Annotated in this window: 12 protein-coding genes and 1 pseudogene; 1 reads left to right on the top strand and 12 read right to left on the bottom strand. The window is 70.6% G+C overall.

Annotated features, from left to right (window positions below):
- From AB0E14_RS17765 to AB0E14_RS17750, 4 genes and pseudogenes are all read right to left on the bottom strand, one after another.
- Positions 1-558, bottom strand: a pseudogene (locus tag AB0E14_RS17765) (hypothetical protein); the annotation flags it as partial.
- A gap of 104 nt (positions 559-662) precedes the next feature.
- The gene (locus AB0E14_RS17760; RefSeq protein WP_362418191.1) at positions 663-1,007 is read right to left on the bottom strand and encodes a DUF6113 family protein; all 345 of its coding nucleotides are present in this window, start codon (positions 1,005-1,007) and stop codon (positions 663-665) included.
- Entirely contained in the window at positions 1,004-1,942 is a 939-nt protein-coding gene (gene mshB / locus AB0E14_RS17755; protein WP_362418188.1) for an N-acetyl-1-D-myo-inositol-2-amino-2-deoxy-alpha-D-glucopyranoside deacetylase, read from the bottom strand. The genes AB0E14_RS17760 and mshB overlap by 4 nt, the downstream gene beginning before the upstream one ends.
- 41 nt (positions 1,943-1,983) lie before the next feature.
- Positions 1,984-2,178 carry a hypothetical protein gene (locus tag AB0E14_RS17750; RefSeq protein WP_137993529.1) on the bottom strand — a complete coding sequence of 65 codons (195 nt, stop codon included), beginning with the start codon at positions 2,176-2,178 and terminating at the stop codon, positions 1,984-1,986.
- 174 nt (positions 2,179-2,352) lie between these two features.
- On the opposite strand from AB0E14_RS17750, the gene AB0E14_RS17745 reads away from it, so the two are divergent.
- Positions 2,353-4,539 carry a prolyl oligopeptidase family serine peptidase gene (locus AB0E14_RS17745; protein WP_362418185.1) on the top strand — a complete coding sequence of 729 codons (2,187 nt, stop codon included), beginning with the start codon at positions 2,353-2,355 and terminating at the stop codon, positions 4,537-4,539.
- Between the two features lie 4 nt (positions 4,540-4,543).
- On the opposite strand, the gene AB0E14_RS17740 is transcribed toward AB0E14_RS17745, so the two are convergent.
- The 8 genes from AB0E14_RS17740 to AB0E14_RS17705 all read right to left on the bottom strand — a co-directional run bounded on the left by AB0E14_RS17740 (position 4,544) and on the right by AB0E14_RS17705 (position 13,758).
- Complete coding sequence (locus tag AB0E14_RS17740; protein WP_362418182.1) at positions 4,544-5,467, bottom strand: hypothetical protein; 924 nt, start codon at positions 5,465-5,467, stop codon at positions 4,544-4,546.
- A gap of 212 nt (positions 5,468-5,679) precedes the next feature.
- Positions 5,680-6,789, bottom strand: coding sequence for a dipeptide ABC transporter ATP-binding protein (locus tag AB0E14_RS17735; RefSeq protein ID WP_362418179.1), 1,110 nt, complete (start codon positions 6,787-6,789; stop codon positions 5,680-5,682).
- Positions 6,782-7,756 (bottom strand): ABC transporter ATP-binding protein, encoded by a 975-nt coding sequence (locus AB0E14_RS17730; protein WP_362418176.1) that lies wholly within the window; start codon positions 7,754-7,756, stop codon positions 6,782-6,784. The genes AB0E14_RS17735 and AB0E14_RS17730 overlap by 8 nt, the downstream gene beginning before the upstream one ends.
- A gap of 6 nt (positions 7,757-7,762) precedes the next feature.
- A complete protein-coding gene (locus AB0E14_RS17725; protein WP_362418173.1) occupies positions 7,763-8,758 on the bottom strand; it encodes an ABC transporter permease in 996 nt (331 codons plus the stop codon).
- Positions 8,751-9,674 carry an ABC transporter permease gene (locus AB0E14_RS17720; protein ID WP_362418170.1) on the bottom strand — a complete coding sequence of 308 codons (924 nt, stop codon included), beginning with the start codon at positions 9,672-9,674 and terminating at the stop codon, positions 8,751-8,753. The genes AB0E14_RS17725 and AB0E14_RS17720 overlap by 8 nt, the downstream gene beginning before the upstream one ends.
- 85 nt (positions 9,675-9,759) lie before the next feature.
- Complete coding sequence (locus AB0E14_RS17715) at positions 9,760-11,385, bottom strand: ABC transporter substrate-binding protein (protein ID WP_362418167.1); 1,626 nt, start codon at positions 11,383-11,385, stop codon at positions 9,760-9,762.
- 173 nt (positions 11,386-11,558) lie between these two features.
- Positions 11,559-12,707: a dipeptide ABC transporter ATP-binding protein gene (locus AB0E14_RS17710; RefSeq protein ID WP_362418164.1), complete on the bottom strand. Its 1,149-nt coding sequence runs from the start codon at positions 12,705-12,707 to the stop codon at positions 11,559-11,561.
- A complete protein-coding gene (locus AB0E14_RS17705; RefSeq protein ID WP_362418161.1) occupies positions 12,700-13,758 on the bottom strand; it encodes an ABC transporter ATP-binding protein in 1,059 nt (352 codons plus the stop codon). Before AB0E14_RS17705 ends, AB0E14_RS17710 begins: the two co-directional genes overlap by 8 nt.
- Position 13,759: the final 1 nt, after the last annotated feature.

Genomic DNA, 13,759 nt, shown 5'->3' with positions numbered 1-13,759 from the left:
CGAGACGCCGGCCGCCCCGGCCCCCTCGGGCGCGGCCGGCTTGCGCGGCGCGAACCAGTCGCTGGTCGGCTTCTCCTCGGCCTTCGGCGGCTCCGCGGCAGCGGGCGCCGCCGGGGCGCCGGGCGCCTCGGGCGCGGGGGCCGGTGCCGGGGCCTCGGCGGCAGGGGCGGGCCCGGCCTCCGAGCCGCTGTCGCCGACGGGCTTGCGGACGACGACGGGCGGGATCGGCCGCGAACCCGGGATGTTGATCCGGATGCGCGTGGTCAGCGTGGTCTCGGTCTTGGGCTCTTCCGGCAGCGGAGGAGCGCTCGGCGCGGCCGGTGCACCGGCCGCCTCGTCGGACCCGTCCTGCGTGGGGTGGAGCGACGGATACTGGCGGGATCCGTACGGCGGTGTACCCGAGGGGTACGCGGCTCCACCGCGCCCCTGGGCGCCGGAGGACGAACTATCGGTGTCTCGACCAGTTTCACGACTCAAAGCAGGATCTCCCGGTTGGCTCCACCGCCCGCTCTTGCTGGTGCTCGTGTACCCGGGCGGCTCGGCGGCGCGCACCACCATACTGGGCGGGGCGGACAGGCACCCGACGACCGGGGACCCAGGACGGGGCAATCCGGCAGAAGTCCGGGCACCCCTTCACCGAAGCTTCTCTCAAGTCACCCTGTTCACGGGGCCGGTCGGCCGAGCCGCGACATCGTGGCACACATCACAGCGATCGCCATGCCACCGAGCAGGTAGATCATTTCGGCGACTCCGCCGCCGAAGACCCCGTCGCCTTCCGGGCGTCCGAGGCTGAGCAGGACGACGGCGACGAGCCAGGCCGCGCCGGGCGCCACGACGCCGAGCTGGGTGTCGGTGGCCCGCAGCCCGCCGTAGAAGACGGCCGTGGTGGCGAGCAGGGCGAGGATCAACCCGCCGGGGAACCAGGCGTTTTGGACGAAGGAGCCCGCGATGCCGACGAGGGCGCCGAGGATCACCAGGACGACGTACCAGACGATCTTCACCGTCACGCACCCCCGTCCCGCTGGGCGTCGGCCTCACGGTCCGTCTCGATGCCCGCGAAGAGGTCGGTCTCGCGCACGCCCTCCGGCGCGCCCGGCGTACCCCTGACCAACTGGTAGTGCTCCGTGGTGAGGATCGGCTGCCCCAGGTCGTTGGAGAGCGCGAAGAACGGACCCTCGACCGCGATTTGGGTGGCGTGGGCACGCATCGCGGCGGTCTTGCGGGTCGCCCAGGTCGGCTCTCCGGTGCTCTCGCCGTCGATCTCTGCGCTGATCAGCGCCTCGTCCACGACCCCCGGCACGTCGTCGACGTCCGCGACGCCGGGGAAGCCGGCGCCCTCGGCGCGCAGCCGGGCGAAGGCGGCCTCGACGAGCGGGCGCGGGACGCGGTTCCAGTAGATCTTCGCGATCGTGTGGGCCGGGCCGAGGTCGGGGCGGTACGCGGGGTCCTCGGCCAGCTCGGCGGCGCGCATGGCGACGCGGTGGGCCTGGATGTGGTCGGGGTGGCCGTAGCCGCCGTCGGGGTCGTAGGTGACCATGACCTGGGGCCGGGTCTCGCGGACGATCTCGACCAGGTACGCGGCGGCGGTGTCGACGTCCGTGTTCCAGAACGCGTTCGGGCGCCGGTTCTGCTCGACGCCCATCATCCCGGAGTCGCGGAAGCGGCCGGGGCCGCCGAGGAAGCGGTGGTCGGTGACGCCCAGCTGCTTCATCGCGTCGGCCAGCTCGCCGACGCGATGGGGCCCGAGCCGGTCCTCCCGGTCGGGCGCGAGATGGGCGAGCGCGGGCGGAATGACCTCGCCCTCCTCGCCGAGTGTGCAGGTCACGAGCGTGACCTGGGCGCCCTCGGCCGCGTACCTGGCCATGGTGGCGCCGTTGTTGATCGACTCGTCGTCGGGGTGCGCGTGCACCAGGAGCAGACGACGGGCTGGGAGAACCGTCATGGCCCCACCCTACGAGGCGAGGCCTGTGACGAGCACGAGGCTCAGAACTTGAGGCCGCCGATCATGCCCGCCACGTTCGTGGTGAGCGTGCTGATGGACGGGGCGATGGACGAGCTCGCCAGGTAGAACCCCAGGAGCGCGCAGACCGCCGCATGTCCAGCCTTCAGCCCGGATTTCCGGATCAGCAGGAAGACGACGATCGCCAGCAGCACCACCGCCGAAATCGAGAGTGCCACGGCGGTTCACCTCCACACTTCATCGGTCGGATATTCGGACGGTCAGGTCGGCGAGCATGTGCCAGATGTCAGGAGTCCCCTACCCACCTAGCGCTACGGATCATAACTATGTGTGGCACCGCATTGATGGTGTACGGGGGCACAGAGGGGGCGCACAGCGCTAGTTTCGGACGCATGACCTCCACACAACTGCCGTCGCGTCCCGTGTCGTTCCCCCGCCAGTACGCCCGGACCCAGCGCTTCACGCTGGGCGTTCCGCGCACGTTCACGGTCTCCCCCGACGGTGCGCGCGTGGTCTTCGTACGGTCCTCGTCCGGCACCGAACGCAGCCACGCGCTCTGGGTCCTGGACCTGACGGACGAGCCCCGGGAGCGGCTCGCGGCCGACCCGGAGGCGCTGCTCTCGGGCGCGGCCGAGGAGTTGTCGGCTCAGGAGCGGGCGCGGCGCGAGCGGAGCCGTGAGGGGTCCGGCGGGATCGTCGGGTACGCGGTGGACGCGGCAGTGGAGTTGGCCGCTTTCGCACTCTCGGGGCGGCTGTTCGCGGCGGAGCTGCGGGCGGGGACCGCGCGGGAACTCCCGGTGCCGGGCCCGGTGATCGACCCCAGGCCGTCGCCGGACGGGCGGTACGTGGCCTATGTGGTGGGCGGGGCGCTGCGGGTGACGGGGGCGGACGGGGAGGGCGACCGGGCGCTCGCGGAGCCGGAGGACGCGCACACGACGTACGGGCTCGCGGAGTTCGTCGCGGCCGAGGAGATGGGCCGCTCGCGCGGGTTCTGGTGGTCGCCCGACTCGGACCGACTGCTCGTGGCGCGGGCCCACGACCGGGCTGTGCGGCGCTGGTGGATCGCCGATCCCGCGCATCCGGAGCGGGAGCCTCAGGTGGTGCCGTACCCGGCGGCGGGGACGCCGAACGCGGACGTGCGGCTGTACGTGGTGGATCTGGCCGGGGAGCGGACCGAGGTCGAGTGGGACCGGGAGCGGTACCCGTATCTGGCGCGGGTGCACTGGTCGGCGGACGGGGCGCCGCTGCTGCTCGTGCAGGCCCGGGACCAGCGGACCCAGCTGCATCTGGCGGTGGACCCGGCGACCGGGGCGACGCGGACGGTGCGGGTGGACGAGGACCCGGTCTGGCTGGAGCTGCTGCCGGGGGCGCCGGCGTGGGCGCCGCAGGAGCTCGGTCCGGAAGGCGCGGCCGACGAGCGGCTGGTGCGGATCGCCGACGAGGGCGGGGCCCGGGTGCTCGCGGTCGGGGACCGGGCGCTGACAGGCGCGGCGCTCCACGTCCGCGCGGTCCTGGACATCGGCACGGACGACGTTCTGGTGTCGGCCTCGGCAGGCGAGGAGCGGGCGGAGCGGGAGACCGGGGAGATCCATGTCTACCGGGTCGGCGAGCGGGGAGAGGAGCGGATCTCGCAGGGCGTGGGGGTCCACTCCGCGGTGCGCGGCGGCGGGGTGACGGTGCTCGTCTCGGCGCGGCCGGACGCGCCGGGAAGCGTGGCGCGGGTGCTGCGGGACGGCGCGGAGGTGGCGGTGATCGGCTCGTACGCGGAGAAGCCGGCGCTGACGGCGGACGTGCGGCTCGTCGAGGGGGGCGCACGGCGGATTCCGTGCGCCGTACTGCTCCCCTCCGGGTACACGGAAGGGGACGGGCCGCTTCCCGTGCTGATGGATCCGTACGGCGGTCCGCACGGCCAGCGGGTGGTCGCCGCGCACAACCCGCATCTGACCTCGCAGTGGTTCGCCGACCAGGGGTTCGCGGTGATCGTGGCGGACGGGCGGGGCGCGCCGGGCCGGTCACCGGCCTGGGAGAAGGCGATCAAGAACGACCTGATGCCGACGCTCGACGACCAGATCGAGGCGCTGCACGCGCTGGCGAAGGACTTCCCGCTCGATCTGGGGCGGGTGGCGATCCGGGGCTGGTCGTACGGCGGCTATCTCGCGGCGCTCGGGGTGCTGCGCAGGCCCGACGTCTTCCACGCGGCGGTGGTGGGAGCGCCCGTGACGGACTTCCGGCTCTACGACACCCAGTACACGGAGCGGTACCTCGGGACTCCGCAGGACGACCCGGAGGTGTACGTGGCGAACTCGCTGGTCACCGACGACGGCCTGGTGGCTCCCGAGGAGCCCGCCCGGCCGATGATGATCATCCACGGTCTGGCCGACGACAATGTGGTGGTCGCCCATACGCTGCGGCTCTCCTCGGCGCTGCTCGCGGCGGGGCGCCCGCATGAGGTGCTGCCGCTGACGGGCGTGACCCACATGACCCCGCAGGAGCAGGTGGCGGAGAACCTGTTGCTGCTTCAGGTGGAGTTCCTCAAGCGCTCGCTGGGCCTGGAGCACCAGGGCCCGCACAGGCCCTGAGGGCTCACCAGCCCGGCGGGCGGGGGTGCGGCGGGGCCGGTGGCAGCGCGGCCACCGGACCGCGTGCGTCGGGGTGGGGCGCCCCGCGCACGGCGGACAGGACGAGTACGGCGGCCCCGGCGAGCAGCCCGTACGCGGAGGTGGCGAGGGCCAGTCGGCCGGTCTCGTCGAGCCCGGCGAGGTGTCCGGCCCAGCCACCGGTCCGTAACGCCGTGGCGACCCCGGCGAGCCCCCCGCCCGCCAGGAGCAGCCCCGCGAACAGGCCGAGCGGCCGGGCGTGCGGGGCGCGGACGAAGGCGCTGCCCGCGGCGACCAGGAAGAGGGCGGCCAGCATGACGTTGAGCCAGGCCGGCGGGACGGCGAGGGCGGGCAGGAGGAGCGAGCGGCCGCCGGTGAACCGGTCGACGGTCGCCTCGACCGGCAGGTCCCGCGCCCAGTGCACCTCCCAGGCCACCCAGGCGACGGCGGCCACCGCGCACAGCACCCCGGCGGCGACGGCCGGGGCTCTGCGGGGGCGGGCCGGGCGTTCGGAGGCGTCGCGGCGTCCCAGAGCGGCGGTGACGACGAGTCCGGTGGCGAGGGCGAGCGTGAGCAGGGTGGTGACGAGCGCGTCGACGCCGGTGGCCCAGAGTCCTGGCAGCCGCAGCGCGAGCGTGACGGCCCCGGCGGCGGCGAGCGCGGGCGCCGCGAGGGAGGAGCGGAGCGCGGCGACCGCGGTGGCGGCGTAGGCGACGAGCAGGAGGGGATCGAGCAGCGACGTGGCGGACCTGCTCCGGAGCAGGAAGGCGTGGTCGCCCGCCCAGTACCAGCCGAGGTCGGCGGGCGAGCCGAAGGCCGCGAGGTCCCGCAGCAGCCAGACGACGATGACGAGCGCGAGCGCCCCGCACAGCGCGGCGCCGGTGAGACGTGCCGGTCGTGTCACTGTCACGGAGCCGATACTCACGGCTACCACGCGTCGAAACAAGCGGTTCCGCATATTCGACCGGCAAGTGGAACGGCGGTGTCGGCCGGCCGGGGCGACATGGCGCGCTCCGGCCGGCCTACGGCACCCGCACGGCCGTACGCTGTCGAGCTTGGCGCGTTCGTATATCGGATCCGGGTCGGTCGAGTTGCCTGTGTGTTAAGGCATGTGACGGCGCCTCACAGGGTTTTGCCCTGGTCCTGGTCCCCCGGCTCGCCGGGTTCCGCCCCCGGCTCGCCCGGCTTCTTCTCCCCCAGCTCCTCCTCCGTCGGCACCACGTGCTTCTCCTCCGCGAAGTGGCAGGCGGAGTCGTGCTTCGCGGGGGTGTCGGCGAGCCGGAAGACCGCCGGGACCGCCAGCTCCGGGACTTCGAGCGCGCAGCGCTCCTGCGCCTTCCAGCAGCGGGTGCGGAAACGGCAGCCGGAGGGGACGTTCGCGGGCGAGGGCACGTCCCCGCTGAGGATGATCCGCTCCCGGTGTTCCCGGGCGTCCGGGTCCGGCACCGGGACCGCCGACAGCAGCGCCTGGGTGTACGGATGCGTGGGGTGGTCGTAGATCTGGCTGTCGGTGCCGATCTCGACGATCCGGCCGAGGTACATGACGCCGACGCGGTCGGAGATGTGCCGCACGATCGACAGGTCGTGGGCGATGAAGACGTAGCTCAGGCTGAACTCGTTCTGGAGCTTCTCAAGGAGGTTCACGACCTGGGCCTGCACGGAGACGTCGAGCGCCGAGACGGGCTCGTCGGCGACGATGATCTCCGGCTGGAGCGCGAGGCCGCGCGCGATGCCGATGCGCTGGCGCTGGCCTCCGGAGAACTGGTGCGGATAGCGGTTGATGTACTCCGGGTTGAGGCCGACGACGTCGAGCAGGTCCTGGACCTTGCGCCGCCGGTCGCCCTTGGGGGCCACCTCGGGATGGATCTCGTAGGGCTCCCCGATGATGTCGCCGACCGTCATGCGCGGGTTGAGCGAGGTGTACGGGTCCTGGAAGACCATCTGGATGTTGCGGCGGACCGCGCGCAGCGCCTTCGGCGACAGCGTGGTGATGTCGTCGCCCTTGTAGCGGATCGCCCCGGAGGTCGGGCGCTCCAGGTTGACCAGCATCTTCGCGACGGTCGACTTGCCGCAGCCGGACTCGCCGACGATGCCGAGGGTCTCCCCCGCCCGCAGGTCGAAGTCGACGCCGTCGACGGCCTTGACCGCGCCGACCTGCTTCTTGACGACGATGCCCCGGGTGAGGGGGTAGTGCTTGTGCAGGTCGCGGACTTCGAGGATCGGCTCAGCCACGGAGGGCCTCCTGCCAGAAGTGGCACGCGCTGTGGCGTTCCTCGGACACGTCGTACAGCGGTGGTTCGTCGGTCCGGCAGACGTCCCTGGCCAGCGGGCAGCGCGGGTTGAAGGCGCAGCCGGGCGGGATGGCAAGGAGGTTCGGCGGCAGGCCCTTGATCGCGTACAGCTCCTGGCCCTTCTGGTCCAGGCGCGGGATCGAGTCGAGCAGTCCGCGGGTGTAGGGGTGGGCGGGTGCCTTGTAGATCTCGTGGACGGGGGCGGTCTCGACGATCCGGCCCGCGTACATGACGGCGATCTTGTCGGCGACGTCGGCGACCACGCCGAGGTCGTGGGTGATCAGGATCAGGCCCATGTTGAGTTCGCGCTGGAGCTCGGCGAGGAGGTCCATGACCTGGGCCTGGACGGTCACGTCGAGGGCGGTGGTCGGCTCGTCCGCGATGATCAGGTCCGGTTCGAGGGAGAGCGCCATCGCGATCATGATGCGCTGGCGCATGCCGCCGGAGAACTGGTGCGGGTACTGCCCGACCCGCTCCTTGGCGGCCGGGATGCGGACCCGGTCCATCAGCTCGATCGCCTTGGCCCGGGAGTCCTTGCGGGACATCCCCTGGTGGACCTGGAACATCTCGCCGAGCTGGTCGCCGACGCTGATCACGGGGTTGAGGGAGGACAGCGCGTCCTGGAAGATCATCGCCATCTTCGCGCCCCGGATCTTGCGCCGCTCGTCCTCCTTGAGCTTCAGCAGGTCCTGGCCCTGGAAGAGGATCTCGCCGTCGGTGATCTTCCCGGGCGGGATGTCGAGGATGCCCATGATGGCCTGGGCGGTGACGGACTTGCCGGAGCCGGACTCGCCGAGGACGGCCAGGGTCTCGCCCGCGTCGACCGAGTAGCTGACCCCGTTGACGGCCTTGGCCACCCCGTCCCTCGTGTGGAACTCCACGTGCAGATCGCGCACTTCGAGCAGCATGGGCGCCTACCTCAGCTTCGGGTCGAGGGCGTCGCGCACCGCGTCGCCGAGCATGATGAACGCGAGCACGGTGATGGCGAGCGCGCCGGCGGGCCAGAGCAGCATGTGCGGGGCGTTGCGGATGTACTGCGAGGCCGAGGAGATGTCGATGCCCCAGGAGACGGTGGGCGGCTTCAGGCCGACGCCGAGGTAGGACAGGGTCGCTTCCAGGGAGATGTACGTGCCGAGGGCGATGGTCGCGACGACGATGACCGGGGCGATGGCGTTGGGCGCGATGTGGCGCAGCAGCATCCGGGAGTTGGAGGCGCCGAGCGCCCGCGCCGCCTGCACGTAGTCGTTCTGCTTGGCGGTGATGACGGAGCCGCGGGCGATGCGGGAGATCTGCGGCCAGCCGAGCAGCACCATGAAGCCGATGACGGGCCAGATGGTGTTGCTGGTGACGACGGACAGCAGGACGAGGCCGCCGAGGACGACGGGGATGGCGAAGAAGACGTCGGTGATCCGGGAGAGGACCGCGTCCCAGCCGCCGCCGTAGAAGCCCGCGAGGCCGCCGAGCAGCGAGCCGAGGAGCGCGACGCCGAGGGTGGCGAGGACGCCGACGGAGACGGAGGTCCGGGCGCCGTAGACCGTACGGGTGTACACGTCGCAGCCCTGGCCGTTGAAGCCGAAGGGGTGGCCGGGCTGGGAGCCCTCCTGGGCCTTGGACAGGTCGCACTGGAGGGGGTCTCCGCTGGCGATCAGGGACGGCCAGATGGAGATGATCACGAGGAAGAGGATGATCAGGCCGGAGACGATGAAGACCGGGTTGCGGCGCAGGTCGTGCCAGGCGTCGGACCAGAGCGAGCGCGGCTTGCCGGCCGGTCCGGTGCCGAGAGGGCCGCCCGGGGTCTTCTCCAGTGACTCGCCCTCCTCCATGGCGAGGTCCGTGCCGGCGCCCGCCCCGGTGTGGTCGATGGCGCGCCCGTCGTCGAACGGCTCATGCGGCGTGAGGGGCTCAGGCATAGCGGATCCTCGGGTCAAGGACGGCGTACAGGAGGTCGACCAGGAGGTTGGCCACCAGGAAGACGATGACGAGGACGGTCACGAAGCCGACGACGGTCTGGGTGTTCTGCCGGACGATGCCCTGGTAGAGCTGGTAGCCGACGCCGTGGATGTTGAAGATCCGCTCGGTCACGATCGCGCCGCCCATCAGCGCGCCGATGTCGGCGCCGATGAAGGTGATCACCGGGATGAGGCTGTTGCGCAGCAGGTGGCGGGTGATGACCCGGTGGCGCGGCAGGCCCTTGGCGACGGCCGTACGGACGTAGTCGGCGCGCTTGTTCTCCGCGATCGAGGTCCGGGTGAGCCGGGTGACGTAGGCGAGGGAGACGGAGGCGAGGACGAGACCGGGGACGATCAGCTCGTCGAAGGTGGCGTCCGAGGAGACCGCGGGCTTGATCCAGCCCCATTTCACGCCGAGGAGCAGCTGGAGCAGCAGACCGGTGACGAAGGTCGGGATCGAGATGACGACCAGGGTCAGCAGCAGCACGGTGGTGTCGACGGGGCGGCCGCGCTTGAGGCCGGTGAGGACGCCGAGGCTGATGCCGATGACGATCTCGAAGAGGATCGCCACGATGGTGAGCCGGATGGTGACCGGGAAGGCGCTGGCCATCAGCTCGGTCACCGGCTGGCCGTTGAAGGCCGTACCGAAGTCGCCGGTGAACAGGTTGCCCATGTAGGTCAGGTATTGCTGCCAGACGGGCTTGTCGAGGCCGAACTCCTTCTCCAGCTGGGCGGCGGTCGCGGGATCGCAGGCGCGGTCGCCGCAGAGGCCCGCGATGGGGTCGCCCATCACGTTCACCATCAGGAAGATCAGCAGGGTGGCGCCGATGAAGACCGGGATCATCTGCAGCAGACGCCGGATCACATAACGACCCATGAGGGGCTCCGGGGGTGTGGGGTAGGCGCACGGCCCGGCGCGCGGGAGAGCAACGCCGGGCCGGGCCGTACGCCGACGCGCTGCGTCAGTTGACCTTGATCTGGTCGTAGACCGGGACGCTGAAGGGGTTGAGGGTCACGTTGGAGACCCGGTCGGAGTAGCCGGCGCTGCCGTTCTGGTACCAGAGCGGGATCGCGCCCATGTCGTCGCGCAGGACCTCCTCGGCCTGCTGGAAGGTCTCCACCGCCTTGGCGATGTCGGACTCGGCGTTGGCCTGGTCGACGAGCTTGTCGAACTCGGGGTCGGTGTACTTGCCGTCGTTGGAGGAGGCGTCGGTGTAGTACAGCGGCTGGAGGAAGTTCTGGATGAGCGGGTAGTCCATCTGCCAGCCGGCCCGGAACGGTCCGGGCATCTTCTGCGTGGAGACCTGGCTGCGGAAGTCGGCGAAGGTGCCGATCGGGTTGCCGACGCAGGCCGTGTTGTTGCCCAGCGCGTTGTTGATGGAGTTGCAGACGGCGTCCACCCACTCCTTGTGGGAGCCGGTGTCGGCGTTGTACGAGATCTTCATCGTGCCGCCGGGGATGCCGCCGCCCTCCTGGACCAGCTGCTTGGCCGCCGCCGGGTCGTACTTGCAGAAGTCGCCGCAGATGTCCTTGAAGCCGCCGTCCGCGCCGAGGACCGGGGAGGTCCAGTCGACGGCGGGGGTGCGGGTCTTCTGGAAGATGGTGTCGGTGATCTGCTGGCGGTTGATCGCCCGGGAGATGCCCTGCCGGAGCTTCTCCTGGCCCGGCTTGTTCCAGGCCGGGTCGTAGAAGGGGAAGCCGAGGGTCTGGATGATGCCGGCCGGGACGTTGATGTACCGGTCGCCGAGGTCCGCCTGGACGTTCTTCAGCTGCGAGGCGGGCACGTCGTCGACGAGGTCGAGGTTGCCGGCCGTCAGGTCGGTGTAGGCGGTGTTGTTGTCGGTGTAGACCTTGAGGGTCACGCCGCCGTTCTGCGCCTTGTCGTCGCCCGGGTACTCGTCCCAGCGCACCAGCTCCATCTGGGAGCCCTTGGCGTACGAGGAGACGGTGTACGGGCCGTTGCCGATCGGCTTGTTCAGCCAGGCCGCGTGGTCGTCGAAGAAGGCCTGGGGAAGCGGGGCGAACGCCGCGTAGCCGAGGGTGTCGGGCCAGGTGGAGAACTTCTGGGTGAGCTTGACCGTGAAGGTCTGCGGGTCGACGACCTTGAGGCCGGACATCGTCTCGGCGGTCGGCTCACCCTTCTCGGGGTGGACCTGGTCGTAGCCCTCGATCTGGCCGAAGAAGGAGGCGTTCTTCTGGTTGTTCTTCAGACTGGCGCCGTAGTTCCAGGCGTCCACGAAGGAGTTCGCGGTGACCGCCTCGCCGTTGGAGAAGGTCCAGCCCTGCTTGACGGTGATGGTGAAGTTCGTGGAGTCCGTGGTCTCGATCTTCTCGGCGAGCATGTCGTTGGCCGCGCCGGTCTTCGGGTCGTACTGCTTGAGCCCCCGGAAGATCATGGAGAGGACCTTGCCGCCCTGGACCTCGTTGGTGTTCGCGGGCTCCAGCGGGTTCTGCGGGTCGCCCCACGAAGAGCTCACGATGCCGTCCGCGCCACCGCCTCCGCCGTCGTCTCCGCCGCCGCAGGCCGTGGCCGTGAGGGCGACGGCTACGGCCAGTGCGGCCCACTTGGCGTGCGTGGCTCCGCGCATGAGGTGCCTCCCGAGGATCCTGGGTCTGTACCGAGAGCCCCAATATCACCCGACTGCGGACGGTATGCACCTTTACGACACCCGTAAGAACACGGACGACACCCCGTGAGGGCACAGACGCGAGGGCGCCCCGGCCATGACGGCCGGGGCGCCCTCGGTGCACTGCGGGAGAACTACGCCGCGTGGATGACGTCCTTCTCCTCGGCGAAGTGGCAGGCCGACTCGTGCGCGGCCGGGGTGTCCTCACCCTGGAAGCGCTCCGGGATCGCGAGCAGCGGGACCTCGGTGGAGCACTTGTCCTGGACCTTCCAGCACCGGGTGCGGAAGCGGCAGCCCGACGGCGGGTTGGCCGGCGAGGGGACGTCTCCGGTGAGGATGATCCGCTCGCGGCCCTCGCGCGCGTCCGGGTCCGGGACCGGGACCGCCGACAGCAGCGCCTGGGTGTAGGGGTGCGTCGGGTGGTCGTAGATCTGCGTGTCCGTACCGATCTCGGCCATCTTGCCGAGGTACATGACGCCGACCCGGTCCGAGATGTGCCGGACGATCGACAGGTCGTGCGCGATGAAGACGTAGGAGAGGTTGAACTCGTCCTGCAGCTTCTCCATCAGGTTGATGACCTGCGCCTGGACGGAGACGTCCAGGGCCGAGACCGGCTCGTCGCAGATGATGATCTCCGGGTTGAGCGCGAGGCCGCGGGCGATGCCGATGCGCTGGCGCTGACCGCCGGAGAACTGGTGCGGGTAGCGGTTGATGTACTCGGGGTTCAGACCGACGACGTCGAGCAGCTCCTGCACCCGGCGCCGGCGGTCGCCCTTCGGGGCCACCTCGGGGTGGATGTCGAAGGGCTCACCGATGATGTCGCCGACCGTCATACGCGGGTTCAGCGAGGTGTACGGGTCCTGGAACACCATCTGGATGTTCCGGCGGACGGCCTTCAGCGCGCGGCCGGACAGCTTGGTGATGTCCTGGCCCTTGTAGAAGACCTCGCCCGCGGTCGCCCGCTCCAGCGTCATCAGCAGCTTGGCGACCGTGGACTTGCCACAGCCGGACTCGCCGACGATGCCGAGGGTCTCGCCCTGGTAGAGGTCGAAGGAGACCCCGTCCACGGCCTTGACCGCGCCGACCTGCTTCTTGAACAGGATGCCCTGGGTCAGCGGGAAGTGCTTGACCAGGTTGCGCACCTGGAGGATCGGCTCACCGCGCTCGACGGGCGCCTCGATGGCGGCCACGGCCTCCGCCTCGGTGGTGGCGTCGACCGTCTCGACCTCGGTGACGTTCGGAGTCGCGTCCGCGGCCTCGTCCTTCTTGCTGAGCTCAGCCATGGATCGTCTCCTTCCAGAAGTGGCAGGCGCTGCCGCGGCCGGGCAGCTCCGTGCCGTCCTGCTCGGTGACCGGCGCGAGCGCCGGGATCTCCGTGCGGCAGATGTCGTCGGCCTTGGGGCAGCGCGGGTTGAAGGCGCAGCCGGTGGGCACGCGAAGCAGGTTGGGCGGCAGGCCCTTGATCGCGTACAGCTCCTGGCCCTTCTGGTCCAGGCGCGGGATCGAGTCGAGCAGACCCCGGGTGTACGGGTGCGCCGGGCGCTTGTACAGCTCGTGCACGGGCGCGGTCTCGACGATCCGGCCCGCGTACATGACCGCGATCTTGTCCGCCACGTCGGCGACCACGCCGAGGTCGTGGGTGATCAGGATCAGACCCATGTTGTACTCGCGCTGGAGCTCCGCGAGGAGGTCCATGACCTGGGCCTGGACGGTCACGTCGAGCGCCGTGGTGGGCTCGTCCGCGATGATCAGGTCCGGCTCCAGGGCGAGCGCCATGGCGATCATGATGCGCTGGCGCATACCGCCGGAGAACTGGTGGGGGTAGTCGTTCACCCGGGCCGCGGCGGCCGGGATCTTGACCTTGTCCATCAGCTCGATGGCCTTGGTCTTGGCGTCCTTCTTGGAGAGGCCCTGGTGCACCCGGAACATCTCGCCGAGCTGGTAGCCGACGGAGAGGACCGGGTTGAGGGAGGACAGCGCGTCCTGGAAGATCATCGCGATCTTCTGGCCGCGGATCTTCCGGCGCTCCTCGTCGGACATCTTCAGCATGTCCTGGCCGCGGAAGAAGATCTCACCCTTGGGGATCTTGCCGGGCGGCATGTCGAGGATGCCCATGACGGCCTGCGCGGTGACGGACTTGCCGGACCCGGACTCGCCGAGCACGGCGAGCGTCTCGCCCGCGTTCACGCTGTAGTTGACTCCGTTGACCGCCTTGGCCACACCGTCGCGGGTGTGGAACTCCACGTGCAGGTCGCGGACTTCGAGCAGCGGGCCGGTGTGCTCGTCGCCGCCGCGCGGGGCGGGGACGCTCGCGGTCTTGTCGATGATGCTCACG

Origin of the sequence: Streptomyces sp. NPDC047981 (genome assembly GCF_040653315.1) — a bacterium.
Classification (GTDB): domain Bacteria; phylum Actinomycetota; class Actinomycetes; order Streptomycetales; family Streptomycetaceae; genus Streptomyces.
This window is presented reverse-complemented; position numbering and strand designations above follow the sequence as displayed.